A 23,012-nucleotide genomic window follows, 5' to 3' on the forward strand; every position below is an offset into this window, starting at 1 on the left:
CCCCGGGCCGGCACTCGGCCAATATGGGCGAAGGCTCTTAAATCGGTCCGGACCGGGACGCCGATAGACTTCTCGTCATGGTTCAAGCATCCCCCGGGATGTGGCGGCGCGAGGTGGGCACCGTGGTCCGGGGAGTCGATCCGCTCCCCGAGTCGGAGTCCGCCATCCTCGCCGCGTCCCGGATCGTTCCCGCTCCCACGGAGTGGTCGGCCCACGCGCATCCCCTGCATGAGCTGGTCTGGGTGCGAGGGGGAACGCTGACGTCCCGCGTGGGTGATCGTGTCTACACCGTGGTCGGGGGGTACGGGCTGTGGATGCCCGCCGGAATGGTCCACGAGGGCCGGTCGACGGCGGGTGCGGAGTTCTTCAGCGCCTTCTTCGCTCCCGAGCACATGCCGTTCGCGTTCACGCGGCCCATGGCGATCACGATGACGACCTTGCTGGAGTCTCTGCTGACCCATCTGTCCGCGGCGGACCTCGACGTGGAGGCGAGGGCGCGGGCGGAGTCCGTGGTCTTCGATGTGATCCGGCCCTCGGAGCGTCAGTTCGCGTTGCGGTTGCCCGGCGATCCACGGATCGACGCCATCGCCGAGGCTCTGCTGGACAATCCTTCGGACGGCCGCTCGCTGGAGGAGTGGGCGCGGCTGCTGGGAACCAGCGACCGTACGATCACCCGTGCCTTCCGCCAGGCGACGGGGCTTCCCTTCGCCCAGTGGCGCCAGATGCTGCGGGTGCACCGGGCGCTGATGCTCCTCGCCGAGGGCATCGACGTGGCGACGGTTTCCGAGGTGCTCGGATACGCGCAGCCCAGCTCCTTCATCGTCGCCTTCCGGCGCGTCATGGGGACCACGCCGGGCGCGTTCTCCGGTGCGGCGGGTGTCCGGAATTCCGTATCCCGTGACCAGAACTCCGGATTGTCGCCACAGCAAGCGGAATATAAGCTTCACCGAGTTAGGTGACCCTTAGTTGCTGTTCCCTGTGTGTGGCGCTGCCGTGCACGGGCGACGCGTGGCCTGCCCGGTGACATCGGACAGAGGTTGCCGCAGTCCCCGCCCTCCGACCGTCCGGACATCTTCGTGTTCACAAGTCTCTTCCGGTCTGCCGGGAAGCCCGCGGCCCATCCTGCCGCGGCTCCGGTGGCCGCGCTCATCGGGCACGACCTGGTGCTGCGCTACGACGGCAAACCCGTTGTGCAGGGCGTCTCGGTCGCCCTGGAACCCGGCCGGGCGACCGCCCTGGTGGGGCCGAACGGCAGTGGGAAGTCCACGCTGCTGCGCGCGCTGTCCCGACTGCACCGGGTGGACAGCGGCCGGGTGACGCTCGCCCGCGCCGAGGGAGAGTCCGAGTGTGACGTGGCCCTGCTCAGCTCCCAGGAGTTCGCGCGCGAGGTCACGCTGTTCTCCCAGGCGAGGCCCGTTCCCCAGGGCCTGACGGTCGCGGAGGTCGTCGCGTTCGGGCGCCATCCCCACCGGCGCGGCTTCGCCGGACCGAGCGCCCGGGACCGGAGCGCTGTCGACCGCGCCATGCGGGTCACCGGAGTGCGGGACATGGCCGGACGGCAGGTCGGAGAGCTCTCCGGCGGGGAGATGCAACGTGTCTGGCTCGCGGCCTGCCTGGCCCAGGACACCGGCGTGGTCCTGCTCGACGAGCCGACCAACCACCTCGACCTGCGCTACCAGTTCGAGACGCTCGACCTGGTTCGGGACCTGGTCGAGGAGCACGGCCTCGCGGTCGGAATCGTGCTGCACGACCTCGATCAGGCCTCCCGGATCGCGGACACCGTCGTCCTCATGCGCTCGGGCCTGGTGTACGCGGCCGGCGCACCGGCCGATGTCCTCACCGCCGAGAACATCGGCGAGGTCTACGACATCCGCGTCGAGGTGAACGCCGACCCCCGGACGGGGCGGCTCCGTATCGATCCGCTCGGACGTCACCTCTCCTGAGCACGGTGGCGCACCTCCCGAAGCGCCGCATCGGCCGTCCCACCCGCGACGAGCCGCCCCGGGAAACACCGACACGCCTTCTCCGCGCCGCCCTCATCACCCACATCACCCGCGAAAGAGGAATTCTCATGAACCGTGCCCGCCGCCTGGCGCTGTCGGCCTCGACCGGCCTCGCGCTGCTCGCCGTAACCGCCTGTGGAACGACGGACGTCGACAAGGCGACGCCCCGCAGCGGCACCGACGCGGCCCCCGCGTCGAAGGACTGCGCCCAGGACACCACGGCCACCTCGACGAAGCCGGTCTCCTTCAAGGACGGCGTCGGCCGCCAGATACACCTCGACAAGCCCGCCAAGCGGATCGCCGTCCTCGAATGGCAGCAGGTTGAAGACGCGCTGACCCTCTGCGTCACCCCCACCGCCGTCTCCGATGCCAAGGGATACCGCACCTGGACCAGCGCGGAGAAACTGCCCGCCGGTGTGACGGACATCGGCACCCGGGAGGAGCCCGATCTCGACACCCTCTACGCGGCCAAGCCCGATCTCATCGTCGTCGAGGCCTTCGGCGCCCAGGACGAGATGATCAAGAAGCTGGAGAAGAGGGGCGTTCCCGTGATGGCCACCCGGGGAGCCGACCCGAAGGACCCGATCGGGAACATGCGGAAGGTGTTCAGCATGATCGGCGAGGCGACCGGGCGCACGGACCGGGCGGACCAGGTGCTCAAGGAGTTCGACCAGCACCTCGCGACGGCGAAGCAGCGGGTCACCGACGCGAACCTGCCGACGAAGGACTTCCTGTTCTTCGACGGCTGGCTCGAGGGAGGCAACCTGACCGTACGCCCCTACGCGGACGGCGCCCTGTTCACCGAGATCGGCAAGGAACTCGGCATGACCCCGGCGTGGACCAACGACGTCAACAAGAAGCACGGTGACGGGGGCGTGGACGCCGCCTACGGCCTGGCACAGACCGACGTCGAAGGTCTCACCTCCGTGGGCAACGCCAACCTCTTCTACGCGAACGACGACGGCGCCGGCGGTTACGTCGCGGCGCTGAACAAGAACCCGATCTGGAAGAAGCTCCCCGCCGTGAAGGAGGGCCGCGCCCACGCGTTCCCGTCGGGGGTCTGGGGCGCCGGCGGTCCGCGCTCCTGCGCGCAGGCGATCGACGCCTACGTCGACGTACTCGACAAGAAGTGAGCACCACGGCACGCGCGGTGGCCCCCGAGGCGGGGCCGCTGCCACCCGCCGGGCGCGGCGGCGGACCCGCCGGGGCGGCCGTCCTGGCACTCCTCCTCGTCGCCACCGTGCTCGTCGGCATGTGGCATCTGACACAGGGGACGTCGGGCGTCGGCGTCGGCGACCTGGTGCGCCATCTCGCCGGGACGGGCGGCGACGCCCACGGGGCGCCCGTCGGCGAGATCCTCACCGGCTCGCGCCTGCCGAGGCTGTTCGCGGGCATCGCCGTCGGCTTCGCCCTCGGCTGCGCGGGCGCACTGCTCCAGTCCGTCACCCACAACCCGCTCGCCTCACCCGACACCCTCGCGGTCACGTCCGGGGCCTACTTCACCCTCGCGCTCGTCGCCGCCCTCGGCCTGACCGTCCCGCTGTGGGCGTCGGGCGCCGTCGCCTTCGCGGGAGGCCTTGTCGCGGCGGCACTCGTGCTGCTCCTCACGGGCCGCGCCGCCGGCACCGCGGGCACCCGCCTCGTTCTCGCCGGATCGGCGACGGCCATGGCCCTGGACGCGGCGACCGGGATGTTCCTCATCCTGTTCGACCAGAACACGACCGGTCTCTTCGCCTGGGGGAGCGGCTCGCTGGCGCAGCTGAACATCGACGCGTCGGTACGCGCCGCCCCTCTCGTCGCCGTGACGCTGTGCCTGGCTCTGGCACTGTCCCGACGGCTGGACGTGATGCACCTGGGCGACGACGCCGCGTCGGCCCTCGGCGTGCCGATCCGGAGCACCCGTGTGACCGCCGTGATCTGCGCGGTACTGCTGACCAGCACGGCGGTGACCCTGGCGGGTCCGATCGGCTTCGTCGGTCTCGGCGCCCCCGTCCTCGCCCGGCTGATCGCGGGACGCGTCCACGCGCTGCGCCGGCACCTGTTCCTGATCCCCGCGGCCGGGCTGCTCGGCGCACTGCTCATTCTGCTCGCGGACGCGTCCCTGCGTGCGATCCAGGGGGCGGACGGGGCCGCCTCCATCCCCACCGGCGTGCCGACCGCACTGCTCGGCTCCGCCGTGATCGTGGTCCTCGCCCTGCGACTGCGTGACACCGGGCAGATCCGGCAGCCCCCGCGCGCGCGGGTCGCCGCACGCTCGCGCCGCGCGTTCCTCCTCGTCACATCCGGCGCGGTGACGCTGCTTGTCGGAGCGGCCCTCATGGCCGTCCTCGCGGGCAGCCTGTGGCTGCGGACCGGGGACATCGTCCTGTGGCTCCAGGGCACGGCTCCGGACCTGGTGGGCCAGGCGCTCGACGACCGGGTCCCGCGCGTGACCGCCGCGATCCTGGCCGGTGCGGCACTCGGACTGGCCGGCTGCGTCGTGCAGGGTTCGGTACGCAACCCTCTGGCGGAGCCCGGAGTGCTCGGCATCACGGCGGGCGCCGGTCTCGGCGCGGCGAGCGTCGCGACCTCGGGGCTGTCCGGCGGACGGACGGTCCTCGTCGTGGTGGCGGTCGCGGCCGGGCTGATCACGTTCGCGGTGATCGCCCTGCTCGCCTGGCGCGGTGGATTCCTGCCCGACCGGTTCGTACTGATCGGCATCGGCATGGGGTACGGCCTCAGCGCGGTCACCACCTTCCTGCTGCTGCGCGCGGACCCGTACAACACCCCCCGTATCTTCACCTGGCTCTCCGGTACCACCTACGGCCGGACCTTCCCCGACGTCGTCCCGGTCGCGGTCGGCCTGGCGCTCGCCCTTCCCGTTCTGCTGTCCATGCGCGGTCGGCTCGATCTGCTCGCCGTCGACGAGGACACCCCGCGCATCGTCGGGGTCAGGGTGGAACGCACCCGCTTCACCGCTCTGGCGATCGCCGCGGTGCTCGCGGCGCTCAGCGTGGTCGCCGTCGGCGTCGTCGGCTTCGTGGGACTCGTCGCCCCGCACCTCGCCCGATCCCTGGTGGGCGCCCGGCACGGCCGTTCCATCCCGGTCGCGATGCTCCTCGGCGGCGTGCTGGTGTGTGTGGCGGACGCCCTCGGCCGTACCGTCGTCGCCCCCGCCCAGGTGCCGGCAGGCCTCATGGTCGCGCTCATCGGCGGGCCGTACTTCGTGTGGGTGCTCCGGAAGTCCCGCGCATGACCCCACGGCGGGGGACAGCGACCGCGCCCATGGCTTCGGCCCTCCCCCTTCCCCGTCCCCCTCGCTCTGTCCCTCGCCCCCGCCAGCCCGCCAGGAGTACCGGAATGCCGCCCCGCCAGGAACCGCCCGAGCGGCCCACCGAGCCAAAGCGCCCCGTGGAAAGCCTCGTCGCCCCCTACGAACCGGACGACCCACCGCCCGCGCTGGTGCCCCTCGTCGGTGACGAGGTGTCGGAGCGCTGGCGTGCCGTCGACCGCTCCGCCCACGCGCCTCGTCTCGTGGCCGTTCCCGGGGACGGCGAGGAGTGGACCGCCGCTGCGCTCGTGACAGCACGCCCGAACACGGCCTATCTGAAGATCGTCGACGCCGTCGGCGATGTGCGGGCGGCCGTGGAGGCGGTCGTCACCCTCGCGGGCCGCCAAGGGCTCGCACAGGTCAAGTGGGAGGGGTGGACGGCGCGTGCCGAGGACGTCGCCGCCACCGGATTCACCGCGTTGAGGTCTCCGCCGACGCGGCCGGAGGGCACGGCCGGACCGGCCGCCGGATACGTCCGCTGGCTGCGCGAGGGCGTCACGGCCACCCCCCTGTACTACGGGCAGACCACGCACTTCACCTGCGGAGCCGTCACCGCCCTGGTAGCCCAGGCGCACGCGGGCGCGCTGGAGTGGGAGGCGCTCGACCGGCAGGCGGAGCTGACGCTGTGGCGCGACGCCACCAACTTCCTCGCGTGCGAGCCCGTCGGGCTGGGCGTCGCCGTGCGCCGGGCCTGGCCCTCGTCACCGGTCAGGGTCCACCTGGACACCGACCGGCCGGTGCTGCTCGACCACTACCCGGAGAACGATCGGGAGTGGCGTGCCCTGCTCCAGCGCGCCTCCAGGAAGGACGCGGAGCGCACCGGTGTCCCCATGGACCCGAGCCGTCTCTCCCTGAGCGCGGTCCGGGAAGCGATCGGCCGGCGCGAGCACGTACTGCTCCTGCTCTCGCTCGCCGGGATGCAGGGGTTCGACGTGCCGCACTGGGTGCTCTGCCACGGCGTCGTACCCGGTGCCGTCGTGATCGAGGATCCGTGGACCAACGCGGCGACGGGTGACACCTGGGTCGACGCCCATCTCCTGCCGGTGTCCGACTCGTCGCTCGACACGATGTCGGTCCTCTCCCCGGAGGGCTTCCGCGGTGCGGTGACCATCGGCCCTCCGCGGGAGCGGGACGCGACGCCGCGCTCATGAACCACCACCATGATCCACTGTGCCGGTGTTCCGGCAAGGAAGCGACAACGATGAAGATTCGACCCACGGCCGACGAGGACCTGGAGGTCTTCGTCGACACGATCCACACGGCGTTCGGGCACTTCCCCGAAGCCCCCGTCGCGGACGGCGGACGCTGGTGGTCGGCGCTGGAAATGGACCGCGGCCTCCTCGCTCTGTCCGAGGACGGCCGGCCCGTGGGCACCGCCGCCGCGTACTCCTTCGAACTCACCCTGCCCGGCCGGCACGTCGTTCCCGTCACCGGGGTGAGCGCGGTCGGCGTCCTGCCCTCGCACCGGCGGCGCGGCGTGCTCGGCGCGCTGATGCGGCGACAGCTCTCCGAGGTGCGGGCCCGGGGGGAGTTCCTCTCGGTACTGCTGGCTTCCGAGGCTCCGATCTACGGCAGGTTCGGCTACGGACCGGCGACTTTCACCACTCGGCTGACGGTGCCCCGCCACCGAGCCGCCCTCGCGGTGCCCCGGTCGCGTGCGTCGGCCGACGCACCGGCGTCCGCCGCGGACAGCGGCACGGTCGAGGTGCTGCGACGCTCCGGGTGCGGCGGGGTACTCGAAGAGGTGTACGACCGGTACCGCCGCGCCCAGCCCGGCGCGCTGTCCCGGCCCCACCGCTGGTGGGCGCTGGGAGCGGGGCAGGCGCCGGTCTCCTCGTCACCGCGCTACATCGCGGTCCACCGGGACGCCGACGGTGTGGCGGACGGGTACGCCAGCTACTCGATCGGGGAGGGCGGCACCTTGACGGTCGACGAGACCATCGCCGTCGATGACGCGGTCTTCACAGCCCTGGCCCGGTTCGTCCTCGGGCACGACCTGGTCTCACAGGTCGTGTTCCGGCACGTCCCGCCCGAGCACCCGCTGCGCTGGCGGCTCGCGGACTTCCGGGCCGGCGAGGTCGGCGAGTACGCCGACTGGCTGTGGGTGCGTCTCCTCGATGTCCCTCGCGCCCTGACAGCACGCGGCTGGTTCGCGGACGGCGACCTCGTCCTCGACGTGGACGATCCGTTCCTCGGCGAACACGGCCGCTATCAACTGACCGTCCGCGAGGGCAGAGCGGCCTGTGTCCCCACAGACCGGCAACCCGATCTGTCGCTGGACGTGCGCGACCTGAGCTCGCTCTACCTGGGCGGCATCGCCCCCAGTACGCTCGTCCGCGCGGGACACGTCCGGGCCCGCCACCCCGGCACCGCCGCCCTGGCGGACGCGCTGTTCCGTACAGAACGCCCCCCGCACTGCCTGCACTGGTTCTGAGCACCGCCTGCGCGGGCCCACAGGCCAGGCCAGGTCAGTTCGTCCGGCCAGGATCCAGTACGTGCGACCACCCCGCCGTCACCCGGGCCAATGTCCGATGCCGCATTGTGATTCGCGGGTGTACAACCCTGTGTGGATGCCATCTGTCTGTAAGCGCGTCGGAGGAATGAGCCTTCGGCTTCTGTGCGGAGATCGGGGATCAGGTGGGGAAGCAGGTCTGGAGAGTCGCCGTGGCCGGTGGTGCGGCGGCGGTGTTCACAGCCGTGGGCGCGGTGCCGGCGGGGGCGGCCGAGGGCGGGGTCTCGTTCAGCCGTGTCCAGGTGAACGGCGGCAAGCCGATCGTGATCGGGGCGTCGAAGGAGGTCGCGGTACCCGCCTCCTTCCGGATGGCGACCACTCACAAGTGGAAGTTTCCGGCGGTGTTCCTGTACCGCGCTGGTACGCAGGATCAGCTGTGGCACGCCATCGAGACGAGCGACTGCATCGAGGTGAGCCGGGGCGTCTGCGATTTCGACGAGACGATGTTCTTCGACCCGAGCGTGTGGGACATGCGCAACAGCGAGGCCGGGGCGTGGAAAGTCGCGGCCCAGGTGCACTTCAAGGGCGGCGGTGGTGACATCGACGACAAGGGTATGACGGTCTACGTCAAGCGCGACTCCCGCCTGACCGTCAACGCCTCGCCCGAACCGGTGGCCAAGGGCAGGACCATCACCGTGACCGGCAAGGTCACCCGGGCCAACTGGGAGACCAGGAAGTACGGCTCCTACGGAGGCCGCACGGTGAGCCTTCAGTTCAAGCCTGCCGGTGCCGCCTCGTACACCACGGTGAAGAAGAAGGTGCTCGCGAATGCCTCGGGTGATCTCAAGACGACGGTGAAGGCCTCCAAGACGGGTTCGTGGCGCTGGGTGTACAACGGCAATTCCACCACCGGGCCGTCGACGTCGTCCGGGGACAGCGTCGTGGTGAAGTGATGTCCGACGTGCCTGCGGGCCGGTGGGGGCCGCACCGGCGGTAACGGCTGCGACGGCGACCGTCAGGGCGTCGGGTCCCGCCGCGATCGCGGCGGGACCCGACGCCCTCGGCGCGGCGATCGGCCTGATGACGGCCGAGCGGGGCACGGTCGCCCCGGCCGCCGACGGAAGCGTCTCGCCAAGTCCGCCGCCGTGAGCTATTCGTACGGCGGGCGGAGAAGAGGGTCCGCCGTACCGGGTCCCGCACGGGGTGTGCCCGGTGCTGCCGTGGCGTCACAGCCCCGCGCGCCGCGCGAGCGAATGCCGACCCTCAGACCATTGAGGGGGCGGCCTATGGCTGTTCTGGCCAGTTGGATGGCTCTTGGGCGGGTTCAGCGGGGTCTGGAGCGGTTCCGTCGTCGAGGAAGATCTCGATGGTCTTCCGGCCGGTGCCGGCGGTGACGGTGTCGAGTTCGCCCGCGACCCGGTCGTAGACCGTGGCCGCGAGCGCCCAGTCGGCGCTCAGGGCCGGCTGGGCGTCGCGGGTGGTCCACAGGACGATCAGCAGGGCGATGAGGGAGCGGCCCGACAACGCGGTCCGGATCCGTCCTTCCTTGATGTCGTCCACGGAGGGCGGGGTCCGGAAGTGGTCGTGGGCGACCGCGAGGCCGGTGAGGAACTCCCAGGTGTCACGGTGGCAGTAGAGCTTGGCCGTCGAGATCCCGGCCGCCCGCATCAGCAGTTTCCCGTGCTCCACTTCCGGGTTTCCCCCGCCGCCCTGACCAGGTGGAACCGCGGGCGGGACCGCAGGAGGGACCGCGGGAGGCGGGGGCGGCCCCTCGCCGCGGTAGGCGGCCTCCACCGCCCGCTTCAGCGCCGCCTCCCGTTCCGCGGCTTTCCCGGCCGCGGTGTCCGGGCCGGTGCCGCTGTCCGGTGCCGCTTCCACGGGCCGCTCCGCCGCGCTGTGCTCCATGGGCTCCTCTTCGGGTTCGTCGCTGGGTGGGGCCGCAGCGGGCTGCGGATCCGGTTCGGGGGCGTCCGACGGCTGGGCCCCGGCCGTGGCTTCCGCCCGGTCGGCACCCGCCCCGGGTTCGGGTGTGCCGGGCGGCTGAAAGGCAGAGTCCGTTTGCGGTGCGCGGTCCGCCGAGTCCGCCAGGTCCCGCAGGCGCTCGGCGATGTCACCATGCAGTGCGCCGATGTCGGACCGGGCCTCGGTGAGCCCGCTGAGCAGGTGCTTCTGCTGTTCGCGCAGCGCGCGGTTCTCTGTGCGCAGCCCGGCTGCCTCGATCTGGAGCTCCCCCAGGTCCTGCCGTCCCTGCACGGCCTGATGGAGGGCTTGAAGAGCCTTCGTCTCGTCCGCGAGCTGCTTTGTCATGGCGTCGAGGGACTTCTTGACGCCCTTGCGTCCACTGATCCACCCCATGTAGTTCCCTGATCACCTTCCGTTGCGGTTGGTGATACCTCCCCCTGTGACGGTCCGGTAATCCGATCGTTTCCAGCCCCTCGGGGAGCGCGGTTCCCGGCCTTCAGGAGCGGCGCGATCAGAGGTGTGCCGGACTCCCCGCCTGAGCGGCGGGGGTGAGTCTGGCGAACTGAACTGAACTGAACTGGCCGGTCCGGGGCCGGAGCGATCGCGTCGGCCGCCGCCTGGGCCACCCCGTAGCCGGCCTGACCCTGGTGCGCCGGAGTGGGCGGGGCGCTTGCGGCGGACTTCTCGCCCCGCGCGGTTGAGGCGAGACGGTTCGTCTTGCTATGGTGGCGGTATGGCTTTCCTCTTCTTCGTCTGAGTCCGGGCACGGCCGATGCCGCCGTTTCTGCTGCCCGTAGATCCTTCGCACGCCCAGGGAAAGCCCTATGCGCGACCGCGCCCCCACATCCATGCCCACCGCCGTCCCCGCTGTGGCGCAGCTGTCCGTCAAGTCCGTCACCAAGTCGTATGGCACCCGGACCGTCCTCGACCAGGTCTCCTTCACCGTCCGGCCGGGCGAGAAGGCCGCCGTCATCGGTGAGAACGGTTCCGGCAAGTCCACCTTGCTGCGGCTCCTCGCCGCGGACGAGACGCCGAATACCGGGGAGATCACCGTCCGCTTTCCCGGCGGTACCGGCCACCTCGCCCAGACTCTCGGCCTCGATGAGGGCCGCACCGTGCAGGATGCCGTCGACCTCGCTCTGACCGAACTGCGCGATATGGAGCAAAGGCTCCGTGCGGCAGAGGAGTCCCTGGCCGACGCATCGGACGAGGAGCTCGACGCGTACGGCGAGCTGTTGACCGCGTACGAGGAACGCGGCGGCTACGAGGCGGACGCACGTGTGGACGCCGCCCTGCACGGGCTCGGGCTGGCCCGGATCGCCCGGGAGCGCCCGCTCGGCTCCCTGTCCGGGGGCGAGCAGTCGCGCCTCGCGCTCGCCTGCGTCCTGGCCGCCGCTCCCGAACTGCTGCTGCTGGACGAACCGACGAACCACCTCGACGCGGCGGCCGTGTGCTGGCTGGAGGAGCACCTGCGCGCACACCGCGGCACGGTCGTCGCGGTCACCCACGACCGCGGCTTCCTGGAGCGCATCGCCACCACGATCCTCGAGGTCGACCGGGACGAGTGCACCGTGCGCCGGTACGGCGACGGCTGGGCGGGCTACCGCGCCGCGAAGGCCGCCGCCCGGCGCGGAGCCGAGCAGCGGCACGCGGACTGGGTCGAGGAGGTGGCCCGCGCGGAAGAACTGCTGGAGGCCGCGGGCAGGAGGCTGTCCACCACCGGCCGCGACCCGAAACAGGGCTTCGGCAAGCACCGCCGCTCCAGCGAGGCCAAGCTCGGCGGGCAGGTGCGCTCGGTCCGGGAGCGCCTGGACCAGCTGCGGCGCAACCCGGTGACAAAGCCGCCCGTACCACTCCGGTTCACGACGGCACTGCCGTCGGCAGCCGCCGCCCCGGGCGGGGGCACACTCGCCGAACTCGACAACGTACAGGTCGGGGAACGGCTGCGCCTGGACGGGCTCCTGGCGATCGAGCCCGGAGCGCGCCTCCTCGTCACCGGCGAGAACGGCGCGGGCAAGACAACGCTGCTCCGCGTCCTCGCGGGCGACCTGCACCCGGACACGGGCACGGCGTGCCGGCCCGCCCGGATCGGCTACCTCGCCCAGGAACTGCCCGCGCACGCCACGCGGCTCCCACTGCTCGCGGCGTTCGCCGCCAAACGGCCCGGGCCGCCGGACGAGTACGCCGAACAGCTTCTGTCTCTTGGACTGTTCCGTGAACAGGACCTGCACGTTCCGGTCGCCGCCCTGTCCGTGGGGCAGCGGCGGCGGCTGCAGATCGCAACCCTGGTGACCCGGCCCGCGGAACTACTCGTCCTCGACGAGCCGACCAACCACATCGCACTCGACCTGGTCGAGGACCTTCAGGCGGCGCTCTCGGCGTACCCGGGGGCGGTGGTCGCGGTCTCGCACGATCGCGACTTCCGTGCGCGTTTCGAAGCCGAGGTCCTGGAACTTCACGCCGGTCGTAGGCGCTGACCCGGCTCACATCCATTGATCCACTGAAACAGCGGTCCGCGGTCCGATCCATCCGCAGGGAACTCTGGGGAAGCGAGTAAAACGTCACTCTGGCACGATGAACGCAGTGGTTGACGTCGAGCCCGGCGAGCAGGCCGCCGGAGCGGCCCGGCCCGGTGTCGAACTCCACGACGTTCATGCCCGGTTGGACAGGACCTCTTTCTCCCATCAGGGTGCCAGTGACCTGTAGGAGGCATGGAGGAGTTTCTGGCCGCGTGGGTCGGAGAGGCCGAGATGGGTCATCTGGTTCATCACGTAGACCACGGTCATACGCGCGTCGAGGTCGTTGACGACCAGTGATCCACCTCTTCCGCCCCAGTAGCAGGTGCGGGGGTTGGGCGCGCTCACGGGTGCGTCGTCGGCTGTGAGGGCGTAGCCGGTGCCGAAGCGCAGGGGGATGCCGAGCACGAGGTCGGTGCCGTGGGACTGCTCGTCGAACACCGTGCGGCAGGCGGCCTCGGAGAGAAGACGCGTTGAAGCCGTCCGGCCTCCGGAGGTGAGGAGCGACTGGACCGCGGCCACGGATCGTGCGTTTCCGTAGCCTGATGCTGCGGGGATCTCGGCACGGCGCCACTGGGTGCCGCGGGTGTCCTGGGCGGTGACGTAGGCGCCGACCGGGATGGTCACCCGTGGGCTGGCTGCGGGTGCGGGGCCGGGGGCGGGGATGACGTCGGAGACTCGGTGATCGTGTTCGGCTGCCAGGCCGATGTGGAAGTCGGCGTTCAGCGGAGCGGCGATCTCGTGTGCGAAGAATGTGCCGATGGACTGCTGACAGACGCGGCGGACGAGTTCACCGATCAGGAAGCCGTGGGTGAACCGGTGATAGCCGGACGCCGCGCCGGGTTCCCAGCGGGGCGTGGTGCGGGCCAACAGGGTGGTGGCTTTCTCCCAGTCGCACAAGTCGTCGAGGGTCATGGGCCGGTCCCAGTCGGGGATGCCTGCGGTGTGGCTGAGCAGATGTCTGACCTCGATGTGGGCCTTTCCCGCGGTGCCGAACTCGGGCCAGTATTTCGCGACCGGTGCGCACAGGTCGAGTTCGTCCCGGTCGGCGAGGACGAGAGCGCACAGCGCGGTCATGGTCTTCGTGGTGGACCAGACGTTGGTGATGGTGTCATGTCGCCACGGTTGGGTACGGGCCTGGTCGGCGTAGCCTCCCCATAAGTCGACGACGGGTTCCCCGTCGAGGTATACCGCCACCGAGGCCCCGACGTCCGCACCACTGTGCAGGGAGTCGGCGAACACCTCTCGTACAGTGCCGAATTGGTCGCTGCAGCTGCCGTGGATTTCCATGTCGGACAAGGCCTCCCATTTCACTGGGTTGATATCAGGCGGTTGAGCTGGGCGGCGAGTCCGTGGATCCGAGGTGAAGCATCCGCTCTTGTGGAAGACGGTTCTCGTGCACGAGATCCGGGAGCCCCCGGGCCTTGTAGTACCACGCATGCGTGCGGGACCGAGAGCGGCTGAAGGAAGCCGCGCCCGGGGAAGCCGCCCGCATCGCCGCCGACGCGCCGGACCACGGTGACCCGGTCGACCAGGCACAGGTACCGGTCCTGCTCGGCGTGCACCAGATACCGCGGTGCCGGTCGTCCCCGTACAGCGTCTCGATCGGGAACGGCCGGCCCGCCGTGGTGAACGCGGTCCTGTCCGCCCCGCCCTCCGGCGCCGCCGCTGCCCGCAGAGGGCGTATCCGGCGGCCGTCCGGCCGGACCCTGGCGCGGCAAGGCCCTCGCGGCGATGTGGTGCGGGACTATCCCTGGCCGGCGCAGGGGTCGCAGCAGGAGGGAGCCGGTTCGACACAGACACTGACGGTGTCGGTGTTGTTGGTTGTGCTGGGGTCCCTTTCGCCGCCGGTGGCCGTGGCGGTGTTGCTGACCAGACCGGCCTTGGTGGCCTTGGCCCGCAGCACGAGGGTGGCGGTGGCACCGTTGGCCAGCCGGCCCACGGTCCACAGCCCAGTGGCCGGGGCGTAGCTTCCGGGGTCCTCGGCGGACAGGAAGGCGAGGCCGTCGGGGAGCTGGTCGGTGACGGTGACGCCGGTGGCGTCGTTCGGGCCGGCGTTGTGGACGGTGACGCGGTAGGTCACCGTCTGGCCGACGGTCACGGTGGTGGCGTCGGCCGCCTTCGTCACGGACAGGTCGGCAGCCGGTTTGACCTGTGTGACCTGCTCGTTGGAGGTCGCTGTCAGAGGCTCCGGCGTGTTGCCGAGCCGGTTCTCGTAGGAGGCGGTTGCGGTGTTGCTGATCTGCTTGCCGCCGCTGGCCCGGTCAATGGTGGCCCGGTACTCCACCGTGGTCCCCGCCGGCACGGTCTCGGTGCTGGGCAGGATGCCACCGTCCGCGGCGGTGGCGCCGTTGCCGAGGTGGAAGACGACCTTGTTCGCCCGCGTGTCGTAGTACGCCTGGTCGTCGCCTTGAGCGTCGCTCTTCGCTCCGGCGTTCGGGCCGTCGACGATGCGCAGAGAGCCGGGCAGATACGTCGTGCCCTGGGGGATCGCATCGGTCAGGACGAGGTTCTCGGCACCGCCTCCGCCCTCGTTCTTGGCGGTGATGCGGTAGGTGACGACGTCGCCGACCTCCAGCGGCCCCGCGGGAATGGCGGTCTTGTCGAGCACCACGTAAGCAGCGGTCCCGAAGAAGATGCCGTCCAGGAAGTTCCCGATGCCGCGGTTGCCGCCGGCGGCAGAGATGGAACGGAAGGCGAAGCGCGTCAGTGTCTGGCCTGGCGGGACGGTGTAAGTGCCGGTGTAGTAGCCCCAGGCGGTGTTCCCGTCGGTGAAGCGCCTTTGCTCCACTGTGGAGCCCGGCGCGCCGATGTCCAGCGCCATGGTGTCGTCCCCCTGGCGACCGCGGTGATACAGCCGCCAGTACAGCTTCGAGGCAGGGGTGGTCGGCAGGTCCTGGTAGAGAGTGGAGACCTCATTGGCGTTGAGTTCGGCGAACTGAACGCCGTGGGCTGCCGGCACTCCCTGAAAGCCCGAATGCCACAGCTCGATCCTGTGATCGGAGGCGGTGGTGAGCCAGCCCGGGACCCACTTGGACGCCTGCGTCTGTGAGGCGTCCGGCAGGATCTCCACACCAGTCACTACGGGTTGTTCAAAGCTGCCATTGACCAGGGCAACCCGGAGCGGAGCGGCAGGAGGTGTCGTCATGGTTCTTCCCCTCGAGTCGACGCTGCTGGAATGCGCCGCCGATCGACCGCACCTCTGCGCGCCGTGGCGGAGCGGAAACGCTCCATAGCGCAACGCATCCTTGTGGACGCGTAAAGTGCTGAGTGATCGGGTCAGGCCAATCTGGTGGTTCACGTTTGCGGAAACCGCCCCCGGAGCCACTCCCTCCACGCCTTCATGCGTGAGACCAAGACAACCGCAGCCACCCCATGCGTCCCCCCACTCGCTCCTGCCCGACCTGTCATGGCCGAAGGTCTCCGCTGAACCTCTGCGGCTATCACCGCTCAGAGTGAATCGGCCGCCGGTGAAGTTGACGCTTCCGGCCTGGTGGCACGGCTGGGCGGGAACGAAGGAGTAACCGGCGTTGAACATGGCGGCAGCTTTTTGACGGTTGCCTCTTCCGTAATGCGAAGGGCAGGGGATGCGGGTGGGGGAAATCGGGAGCGACGCCGAATGTCCACTCTCCGAGTAGAAGCATGAAACGAAGGGTGCCTGACAGGGAAAACAACTGGTCAGGCACCCTTTTGCGGTGCCTAGAAGAAGCCCAGCTTCTTCGGCGAGTACGACACAAGCAAGTTTTTTGTCTGCTGGTGGTACACGCAGCATGGTGGTGCTGACCTGCGGAACCAGCAGGGGTTGGAGTGATCGGCAGGGAGCTGGTCCGGGAATGGTCAGGATCTTGCCCCAGGCGCCGGTGGTGGGAACTCTGGAGGGCATCAGTGGCCTGATCCGGTGAGGGAAGAGGTCCGCCCGGCCCGCGCGGGGTCGCTCGTCAAAGTCGAGGTCGACGCTCAGGGGCTGCGCGTCGTCCCCGCCCGCACGGGGGTCGTTCCAGCTCGGCGGCGGAGATCTTGGCCGTGCGGGGGCGCTCGACGACGAGCACGAGGGTCCGATCGAGGGCGAGGTTGTCCCTGTCCACACGGGGTCGCTCGACAGCCCGGTCGGCAGGGGTGTGTGGCTGGTGCAGGACCGAGGCGGCCAAAGTGGAGGCCGGGCTGGTCGCTGTCGCCGCCGAGGTCCGGACGTCGCTGGTGGCCTGCATCGCGCGCATCCGGCACGAGCTCCCGGAGCTCGGTGAATCCGGTCAAGCTGGACACGGATCCGGCCGCAGCAGTGTCCGCGCTCGCCCACGCCGAACTCCAGGCGGTCGAGCAGCCCCTGCCTGAGGACCGCGCCAGCGCCCTCGGCCGGCTGAGCCGGATCTCGGAAGCCGAGACAGAGGCACGCCGGGGGTACCGGACCGGGTAAAGCAACCGGTGCTGGTGCAAGCACAACCCGAACCCCACGGACGCCATCGCCGACGCAGCGAGGGAGCGCACCGCGCGGTCAGTGCAGACATCCGCCGACGCGACCGCCCTCTCGACGGATACGGTGCTGCCAGAGCCCGGTGCCACTTTGACGCTGACACACCAGCAGAATCTGGGAACGGTCGTGAAGCATGTAAAGGAAAACAGCATGATCACGCGACAACACCCCAGGTCACGAAGGTCGTCCCCGCCCGCGCGGGGAGTGTTCGTATCGATCGGCCATCGCCAGCACCTTCGGCACGCCGTCCCTGCCCGCTGGTGTGCCGGACCGAGGTGGCGATCGTGGAGGCCGGGCTGGTCGCGGGCATCGCCGAGGTCCGGACGTCGCTGGTGGCCGACAGCGCGCGTGCCCGGCACGAGTTCCCGGGGCTCGGTGGATCCGGTCGAGTTGGACGCGGGCCCTGTTCCGGCAGCGTCCGCGCACGCCGGTGTTTCTACGGTTCGGGGATGAGGCGTACGACGGTGTCGGTCAGGATCCTGGTGGAGACCATGTAGCGGACGATCACCCGGGAGACCACGGCCTCGCGCCGGTCCTTGTCACCGCCCACCGGTGTGGAACCGTGTCCGTAGGGGTCGGTGCCGAGGGTGCGGGCCACGGCCGTCCTGAAACCGGTGGGGGAGGCGAGTTTGCCGAGCGCTTCCTCGGCGGCGGGTGCGAAGGCGATCCGGTACCTCACGCGGCGGCCGTCCCCAGCCCGGCGGCCTGCCGCTCCGCCCGCAGCAGAACATCCACACGGTCGAGTTCGTCACCCGGGATGACCTCCAGGGCCCACTTGCGCACCAGCGGCCCGACCGTGGCAGGCGCAGCCGCGGCGATCTCCCCGTCGAACAGGGGACGGAGTTCGGCGGACAGCGCGGCCCGTACATCCCCGACCGTGAGAGGCACCACGAACCGCTCACCATGCACATCGACGGTGACCGGGCCCGGTACATCGGGCCGGGGCTCACGGTCCAGCTCCGCGAACCCGGCCTGCTGGGCTCTGATCCGCTGGACGACCGCCTCCTCCTCATCCTCGAGGTCCGGGGTGTACGGCACCGGCTCGGCCATGACGCTCACGCTCCCTCTCAGGTCTCCCGCCACGCTACCGACAGCGCACCCGCACCGTGCCCGGGAACGGGAAGACCCCAGCCGGCGGACATGCGTTCGCCCGCTCACCCCGGCACGGCGGCACCCCCCGGAAGCCTCTGCGTCGCCGTCCACGTCCAGTCGACTGAACGGGTGCCTCCAGTCGAAGGCGTCGCCCACCCGGACGCGGCCGAGGGCGCTCGCGCGGTCGGCCAGAGCACCGTCCGGCCCCCGTGCGGGGTGGCTGATCGCAGCACGATCGACCGGGCTGTCCGCAGTTCTCCGGCTACTCCCAGACCGAGGTGGCGATCGTGGAGGCCGGGCTGGTCGCTGTCGCAGCCGAGGTCTGGACGTGGCTGGCGGCCGGCATCGTACGCACCCCGGCACGAGAACCTCGGGGCTCGGTGGGCGTGGGGCGAACTGGACACGGACCCGGCCGCAGCAGTGTCCGAGCTCGCCCACGCCGTCCGCCAGACTGTGGAGACCGCGCTGCTGGATTACCGCACCAGCGCCCTCGGCCTGCTCGGGAATATCGGACCGGGCAGAACCGGCTCTGGTACCAGCACAACCCGAACCGCACGGACGTCGGCGTCGTGAGCAAGGCCGCCGACGCAGCGAGGGAACACACCGCACGGTGAGTAACAGACAGTCCGCCAGCACAAGCTCCATACCGACGGATACCGTGCTACCAGAGCCCGGCACCACCGGCGCTGACCCACCACCAGAATCTGGGAACGGTCGTGAAGCATGTAAAGGAAAAAAGCATGATCACGTGACAACGCCCCAGGTCAGGAAGTGTCGTCCCCGCCCGCGCGGGGGTCGTTCGGCCGCCGTCCGCACCGCGCGCCGGGCCGGGGTGTCGTCCCCGCCCGCGCGGGGGTCGTTCGTCATAGACACCGGTGTCCAGGATCTGCCCCTCGTCGTCCCCGCCCGCGCGGGGGTCGTTCGCAGGCTGATGCCCGGGTCTTCGTTCTCCTGCGGTCGTCCCCGCCCGCGCGGGGGTCGTTCTCGGCGGGACTCCCACCGGCCGAGTGCACCGCCGTCGTCCCCGCCCGCGCGGGGGTCGTTCTCGGCGGGACTCCCACCGGCCGAGTGCACCGCCGTCGTCCCCGCCCGCGCGGGGGTCGTTCGGCATCAGCCCTCTCGGCGAGCGCCATCAACTCGTCGTCCCCGCCCGCGCGGGGGTCGTTCGGGCCAGCTCCCCACAGCGGTGGGCTCGCTCCTGTCGTCCCCGCCCGCGCGGGGGTCGTTCGTGTCCCCCGCACGGTAGGCGGGGTGAGCAAGTGTCGTCCCCGCCCGCGCGGGGGTCGTTCGGGCTACGTCTCGTCCGGGTGATTTCCCGGCACGTCTGCCCCGCCCGCGCGGGGGTCGTTCCCCCATGCGATACGCACCACTGGACCCGCAGGCGTCTGCCCCGCCCGCGCGGGGGTCGTTCGGAGTCGTCGTCCTGCGCGCACGTCTCGCTGCTGTCTGCCCCGCCCGCGCGGGGGTCGCTTGTACAGCCCGGCCGGCCGGGCTGTACAAGCCTGCGGCACCCCCATACCGAGGTGGCGATCGTGGAGGCCGGGCTGGTCGCCGTCGCGGCGGCGAAGGCCGTCGACACGGCGAGGAAGCGCGTAACCGAGTACTTGCTGGCGGCGCGGCTGGAGCAGCTGCGCGAGCAGGCCACGGCCCGGACCGAGCAGGTGCCGTGCCGTGGACCGGCTGCCCGAACTTGCCGTGCGCCCGCTGCACGACGACACGGCAGGGGTGGTGATCGCGTGGCCGCCGAGCTGAGCCGTGTCGACCTGGCCCGCCGTCCCCCTGGCTGCGGCCCGGGGACGGCGGGCAGTCGCCTCCGTGGTCCGCTGGCGGCGTGCCGGTGTGGGTGGTTCTGGTCCTCGGCGCAGACGCATGCAGGTGACCAGGACTGGCGTATACGGTGCTGTCTGGTGTCGGCAACACCGCAGCAGCACCCGGGAGCTGTCCTGAAGCATGTAAAGGAAAACAGCATGATCACGTGACAACGCCCCAGGTCAGGAAGGGTTGTCCCCGCCCGCGCGGGGGTCGTTCCCCCTGCACTACGTTGGGCCCCTCCGTCACCGAGTTGTCCCCGCCCGCGCGGGGGTCGTTCGCCCCGAGCCGCCCGGCCCGGGGCTCTTCTGTGGTTGTCCCCGCCCGCGCGGGGGTCGTTCGCAGGGACACGTAGAGGCCGACGTCGACACCCGGGTTGTCCCCGCCCGCGCGGGGGTCGTTCCTTGGCCCAGTAGTACGCCAGCGCGCTCATGCCGTTGTCCCCGCCTGCGCGGGGTCGCTCGACCAGCCCGGTCGGCCGGGCTGTTCGCCGGCACCGTCGAGGTCCGGACATTGCTGGCGGCCAGCAGCGAGCGCACCCGGCACGGGCTCCCGGGGCTCGGTGGATCCGGGCGAGCTGGACGCGGACCCGGCTGCGGCAGCGTCGTGATCGCCTTCGCCGCGCTCCAGGCGGTCGAGCAGCCCCTGTTGGAGTACCGCGCCAGCGCCCTCGGCCTGCTCGGACGTACGAAAGAAGCTGAGACGGAGAGCCAGCCCCCGACACACCAAGGAAAAGCACCGCGCGGTGAGTCAGGCATCCGTCGGCGAGGGTGCCATGCCGACGGATACGGTGCTAACAGAGCCCAGCAGCACTTGACGCTGACACACCAGCAGACTCTGGGAACGGTCGTGAAGCATGTAAACGAAAACAGCATGATCACGCGACAACACCCCAGGTCACGAAGTGTCCGCCCCGCCCGCGCGGGGGTCGTTCGTGCCGCGAACTTTGATGGCCGACGGATTCCGCGTCCGCCCCGCCCGCGCGGGGGTCGTTCGCTCTGTGAGCGCTTCGGCGCGTCCCGCACGGCGTCCGCCCCGCCCGCGCGGGGGTCGTTCGTACTCGCGCACGGTCGGGTCCCACTTCTCGCCGTCCTCCCCGCCCGCGCGGGGGTCGTTCGCCCTTTTCAAGATCCCGGTACCAGCGATCGGTATCCGCCCCGCCCGCGCGGGGTCGTTCGCTGGTCCATGGCATCCCCGGTGTCGGCACCGAGTCGTCCCTGCCCGCGCAGGGGTCGCTCGTTCGTCAAGTTCCCGCTTGACGGTATCCAGCGGTCTTCCCCGCCCTCGCGGGGTGGCTCGACAGCCCCGGCTGGCCGGGTGGGCGAGGTGTGTCGCCGGTGGCGATCGTGGAGGCCGGGCTGGTGACCGTCGCCGCCGAGGTCCGAGCGTCGCTGGCGGCCGACATCGGGCGCATCCGGCGCGACCGCCCGGAGCTCGGTGGACCCGGGCGAGCTGGACACGGACCCGGCCCCAGCAGTCTCCGTGCTCGCCCACAGCGAGCTCCAGGCGGTCGAGTGGGCGCTGCTGGAGTTCCGCACCAGCCCTCGGGCATACCGAGGAAGCCGAGACAGCGGCACGCCGGGCGTACGGACCGGGCAGGACAACCGGTGCCAGTACCAGCACAACCCGAACCCCACGGACGCTCGGCGGCCGACCATCACTGCCGCGAGCAAGGCCCCCGACGCAGCGAGGGAACGCACCGCACGATCAGTACAGGCATCCGCCGACGCGACCGCCATGCCGACGGATACGGTGCTACCAAAGCCCAGTACCACTGGCACTGACACACCAGCAGACTCTGGGAACGGTCGTGAAGCATGTAAAGGAAAACAGCATGATCACGTGACAACGCCCCAGGTCAGGAAGGGTTGTCCCCGCCCGCGCGGGGGTCGGCCCCCCGCTGAGTGGGACTGGATTCCCGACACGTGGTTGTCCCCGCCCGCGCGGGGGTCGGCCCTGACCTGGGGCGTTGTCACGTGATCATGCTGTGTTGTCCCCGCCCGCGCGGGGGTCGGCCCTGACGGACGATGTAGGTGGTGGTGGTCTTCACGTTGTCCCCGCCCGCGCGGGGGTCGGCCTGCCCCGGGGCGCGCTCATGAACGTCGGCCCCTCTACCCCCTGGCCTGCCCCTGCCCCGTGTGGTGCGGCGACTACCGGCCATCCTTCACGATCCCGGCCCGCGCGCGAGGGAACCCATGCCACAGTCGTCCGCGTCCAGGAAGGTCGCCCGCGCTGCGGGTTGTCATGGGAAGGACACCACATGCGATCGAGCAGGCTGGTGAAGGCACTCGCCACAGCCACGGCCCTGGCCGGAATCACCACCGGGAGCCTGGCGGCCTCCGGCACCGCCATCGCGGTAACGCCGGAAAGGTCCCAGAGCGCGGCCTCCGTGCCCGCCTCGGCCACCGAGGTGGTCAACCTCGGGCTGAGCACATCGCAGGCGAAGAGGGTCCAGCTCTGGCTCGCCTACGACTGGGGCTATACGGGAGCGCTCGACGGCTTGCTCGGAACGGCCAGCTGGCAGGCCATGCAGCGTCTTCTGCGTCACTACGGCTACACCGACGCCATCGACGGCATCGTGGGGCCCAAAACAGTCAAGGCCCTTCAGCAGTTCCTGAGGAACAACGGGTTCTACTCCGGGGCCATCGACGGCATCGCCGGGTCCGGGACCAAGGCCGCGTTCGCGGCGTTCGCCAACACGCTGCCCATGGACTAGAAGGCTGCTAGACGGTCGTCCCCGCCCGCGCGGGGGTCGCTCCTCGGTCAAGGCGTGCTTGATCTTCGCCGAGTCGTCGTCCCCGCCCGCGCGGGGTCGCTCGACAGCCCGGTCGGCCGGGCTGTACGAAGCCCGCGGCACCCCAGACCGAGATGGCGATCGTGGAAGCCGGGCTGGTCGCCGGCACCGACAAGGTCCGGACACCGCTGGCAGCCAGCATCGAGCGCACCCGGCGCAGGTTCCTGGACACGGTGGATCTGGGCGAGCTGGACACGGCGGCTTTCGTGCTCGCCTTCGCCGAGCTCCAGGCGGTCGAGCAGGCGCTGCCGGAGTACCGCACCAGCCCCCTCCGCTGGCTGCGGCGGAGAGGGGAAGCCGAGACAGAGGCACGCCGGGCATATCGGACCGGACAGGACCAGCCCCGGTACCGGCACACCCCGAATCGCGCGGATGCCATCGCCGACGCGAGCAAGGCCCCCGGCGCACCGAGGGAACGCACCGCCCCGCCCGCGCACGCAGGACGGGCCGCTGGCGGTGGCTATGTCGGTCCAGGCGCTCATGGCCGGACGGTAGCCGCCACTTCGCCAGCGAAGGTCTGGTGAATCCCACCCTCGGCCGGGGATCCTCCGTCATCCTGGATGGATGAGTGACGACTCCGAGCCCGTCCGGTGCACGGCCTGT

16 protein-coding genes and 1 CRISPR repeat array are annotated in these 23,012 nt (G+C 70.7%); of the genes, 11 read left to right on the plus strand and 5 right to left on the minus strand.

Going from position 1 to position 23,012, the window contains the following annotated elements; translation table 11 throughout:
• Nucleotides 1–98: 98 nt before the first annotated feature.
• From ABD371_RS27930 to ABD371_RS27960, 7 genes are all read left to right on the plus strand, one after another.
• The gene (locus tag ABD371_RS27930; RefSeq protein ID WP_344482762.1) at nucleotides 99–959 is read left to right on the plus strand and encodes a helix-turn-helix domain-containing protein; all 861 of its coding nucleotides are present in this window, start codon (nucleotides 99–101) and stop codon (nucleotides 957–959) included.
• A gap of 117 nt (nucleotides 960–1,076) precedes the next feature.
• The gene (locus ABD371_RS27935; protein WP_344482717.1) at nucleotides 1,077–1,943 is read left to right on the plus strand and encodes an ABC transporter ATP-binding protein; all 867 of its coding nucleotides are present in this window, start codon (nucleotides 1,077–1,079) and stop codon (nucleotides 1,941–1,943) included.
• A gap of 128 nt (nucleotides 1,944–2,071) precedes the next feature.
• The gene (locus tag ABD371_RS27940) at nucleotides 2,072–3,136 is read left to right on the plus strand and encodes an iron-siderophore ABC transporter substrate-binding protein (protein ID WP_344482720.1); all 1,065 of its coding nucleotides are present in this window, start codon (nucleotides 2,072–2,074) and stop codon (nucleotides 3,134–3,136) included.
• A gap of 17 nt (nucleotides 3,137–3,153) precedes the next feature.
• The gene (locus tag ABD371_RS27945; protein WP_344482765.1) at nucleotides 3,154–5,238 is read left to right on the plus strand and encodes an iron ABC transporter permease; all 2,085 of its coding nucleotides are present in this window, start codon (nucleotides 3,154–3,156) and stop codon (nucleotides 5,236–5,238) included.
• 104 nt (nucleotides 5,239–5,342) lie between these two features.
• Nucleotides 5,343–6,464 carry a peptidase C39 family protein gene (locus tag ABD371_RS27950; protein ID WP_344482723.1) on the plus strand — a complete coding sequence of 374 codons (1,122 nt, stop codon included), beginning with the start codon at nucleotides 5,343–5,345 and terminating at the stop codon, nucleotides 6,462–6,464.
• Between the two features lie 50 nt (nucleotides 6,465–6,514).
• Complete coding sequence (locus tag ABD371_RS27955; protein ID WP_344482726.1) at nucleotides 6,515–7,747, plus strand: GNAT family N-acetyltransferase; 1,233 nt, start codon at nucleotides 6,515–6,517, stop codon at nucleotides 7,745–7,747.
• Between the two features lie 203 nt (nucleotides 7,748–7,950).
• Complete coding sequence (locus ABD371_RS27960; protein ID WP_344482729.1) at nucleotides 7,951–8,718, plus strand: hypothetical protein; 768 nt, start codon at nucleotides 7,951–7,953, stop codon at nucleotides 8,716–8,718.
• Nucleotides 8,719–9,049: 331 nt separating this feature from the next.
• Here the strand turns inward: ABD371_RS27960 and ABD371_RS27965 are convergent, their stop codons facing one another.
• Nucleotides 9,050–10,120, minus strand: a complete 1,071-nt coding sequence (locus tag ABD371_RS27965) for a hypothetical protein (RefSeq protein WP_344482732.1) — start codon at nucleotides 10,118–10,120, stop codon at nucleotides 9,050–9,052.
• A gap of 431 nt (nucleotides 10,121–10,551) precedes the next feature.
• Between ABD371_RS27965 and abc-f the strand changes: the two genes are divergently transcribed.
• Nucleotides 10,552–12,204 (plus strand): ribosomal protection-like ABC-F family protein, encoded by a 1,653-nt coding sequence (gene abc-f / locus ABD371_RS27970; protein WP_344482735.1) that lies wholly within the window; start codon nucleotides 10,552–10,554, stop codon nucleotides 12,202–12,204.
• A gap of 207 nt (nucleotides 12,205–12,411) precedes the next feature.
• On the opposite strand, the gene ABD371_RS27975 is transcribed toward abc-f, so the two are convergent.
• The gene (locus ABD371_RS27975) at nucleotides 12,412–13,533 is read right to left on the minus strand and encodes a serine hydrolase domain-containing protein (RefSeq protein WP_344482767.1); all 1,122 of its coding nucleotides are present in this window, start codon (nucleotides 13,531–13,533) and stop codon (nucleotides 12,412–12,414) included.
• A gap of 457 nt (nucleotides 13,534–13,990) precedes the next feature.
• Nucleotides 13,991–15,391: an isopeptide-forming domain-containing fimbrial protein gene (locus tag ABD371_RS27980; protein WP_344482738.1), complete on the minus strand. Its 1,401-nt coding sequence runs from the start codon at nucleotides 15,389–15,391 to the stop codon at nucleotides 13,991–13,993.
• Nucleotides 15,392–16,483: 1,092 nt separating this feature from the next.
• Between ABD371_RS27980 and ABD371_RS27985 the strand changes: the two genes are divergently transcribed.
• Complete coding sequence (locus ABD371_RS27985; protein ID WP_344482741.1) at nucleotides 16,484–16,657, plus strand: hypothetical protein; 174 nt, start codon at nucleotides 16,484–16,486, stop codon at nucleotides 16,655–16,657.
• Nucleotides 16,658–17,150: 493 nt separating this feature from the next.
• Here ABD371_RS27985 and ABD371_RS27990 read toward each other — a convergent pair whose 3' ends face one another.
• Both ABD371_RS27990 and ABD371_RS27995 read right to left on the minus strand, forming a co-directional pair.
• Nucleotides 17,151–17,393, minus strand: a complete 243-nt coding sequence (locus ABD371_RS27990) for a hypothetical protein (protein WP_344482744.1) — start codon at nucleotides 17,391–17,393, stop codon at nucleotides 17,151–17,153.
• Nucleotides 17,390–17,764, minus strand: a complete 375-nt coding sequence (locus tag ABD371_RS27995; protein WP_344482748.1) for a hypothetical protein — start codon at nucleotides 17,762–17,764, stop codon at nucleotides 17,390–17,392. Before ABD371_RS27995 ends, ABD371_RS27990 begins: the two co-directional genes overlap by 4 nt.
• Nucleotides 17,765–18,579: 815 nt before the next feature.
• Nucleotides 18,580–19,280: a CRISPR direct-repeat array (repeat unit 29 nt; unit sequence GTCGTCCCCGCCCGCGCGGGGGTCGTTCG).
• 2,595 nt (nucleotides 19,281–21,875) lie between these two features.
• Between ABD371_RS27995 and ABD371_RS28000 the strand changes: the two genes are divergently transcribed.
• Together ABD371_RS28000 and ABD371_RS28005 are read left to right on the plus strand one after the other, a co-directional pair.
• Nucleotides 21,876–22,331, plus strand: coding sequence for a peptidoglycan-binding domain-containing protein (locus ABD371_RS28000; protein ID WP_344482751.1), 456 nt, complete (start codon nucleotides 21,876–21,878; stop codon nucleotides 22,329–22,331).
• 152 nt (nucleotides 22,332–22,483) lie between these two features.
• Entirely contained in the window at nucleotides 22,484–22,933 is a 450-nt protein-coding gene (locus ABD371_RS28005) for a hypothetical protein (RefSeq protein WP_344482754.1), read from the plus strand.
• Nucleotides 22,934–23,012 lie beyond the last annotated feature (79 nt).

It is taken from the genome of Streptomyces amakusaensis (assembly GCF_039532665.1).
Taxonomy (GTDB): Bacteria; Actinomycetota; Actinomycetes; order Streptomycetales; family Streptomycetaceae; genus Streptomyces; species Streptomyces amakusaensis.

What these genes read in the sequence shown, in the direction of transcription:
- ABD371_RS27930 (WP_344482762.1), top strand. Translation starts at nt 99, where the DNA reads ATGTGGCGGCGCGAGGTGGGCACCGTGGTCCGGGGAGTCGATCCGCTC.
- ABD371_RS27940 (WP_344482720.1), top strand. Translation starts at nt 2,072, where the DNA reads ATGAACCGTGCCCGCCGCCTGGCGCTGTCGGCCTCGACCGGCCTCGCG.
- ABD371_RS27950 (WP_344482723.1), top strand. Translation starts at nt 5,343, where the DNA reads ATGCCGCCCCGCCAGGAACCGCCCGAGCGGCCCACCGAGCCAAAGCGC.
- ABD371_RS27955 (WP_344482726.1), top strand. Translation starts at nt 6,515, where the DNA reads ATGAAGATTCGACCCACGGCCGACGAGGACCTGGAGGTCTTCGTCGAC.
- ABD371_RS27965 (WP_344482732.1), bottom strand. Translation starts at nt 10,120, where the DNA reads ATGGGGTGGATCAGTGGACGCAAGGGCGTCAAGAAGTCCCTCGACGCC.
- abc-f (WP_344482735.1), top strand. Translation starts at nt 10,552, where the DNA reads ATGCGCGACCGCGCCCCCACATCCATGCCCACCGCCGTCCCCGCTGTG.
- ABD371_RS27975 (WP_344482767.1), bottom strand. Translation starts at nt 13,533, where the DNA reads ATGGAAATCCACGGCAGCTGCAGCGACCAATTCGGCACTGTACGAGAG.
- ABD371_RS27980 (WP_344482738.1), bottom strand. Translation starts at nt 15,391, where the DNA reads ATGACGACACCTCCTGCCGCTCCGCTCCGGGTTGCCCTGGTCAATGGC.
- ABD371_RS27995 (WP_344482748.1), bottom strand. Translation starts at nt 17,764, where the DNA reads ATGGCCGAGCCGGTGCCGTACACCCCGGACCTCGAGGATGAGGAGGAG.
- ABD371_RS28000 (WP_344482751.1), top strand. Translation starts at nt 21,876, where the DNA reads ATGCGATCGAGCAGGCTGGTGAAGGCACTCGCCACAGCCACGGCCCTG.
- ABD371_RS28005 (WP_344482754.1), top strand. Translation starts at nt 22,484, where the DNA reads ATGGCGATCGTGGAAGCCGGGCTGGTCGCCGGCACCGACAAGGTCCGG.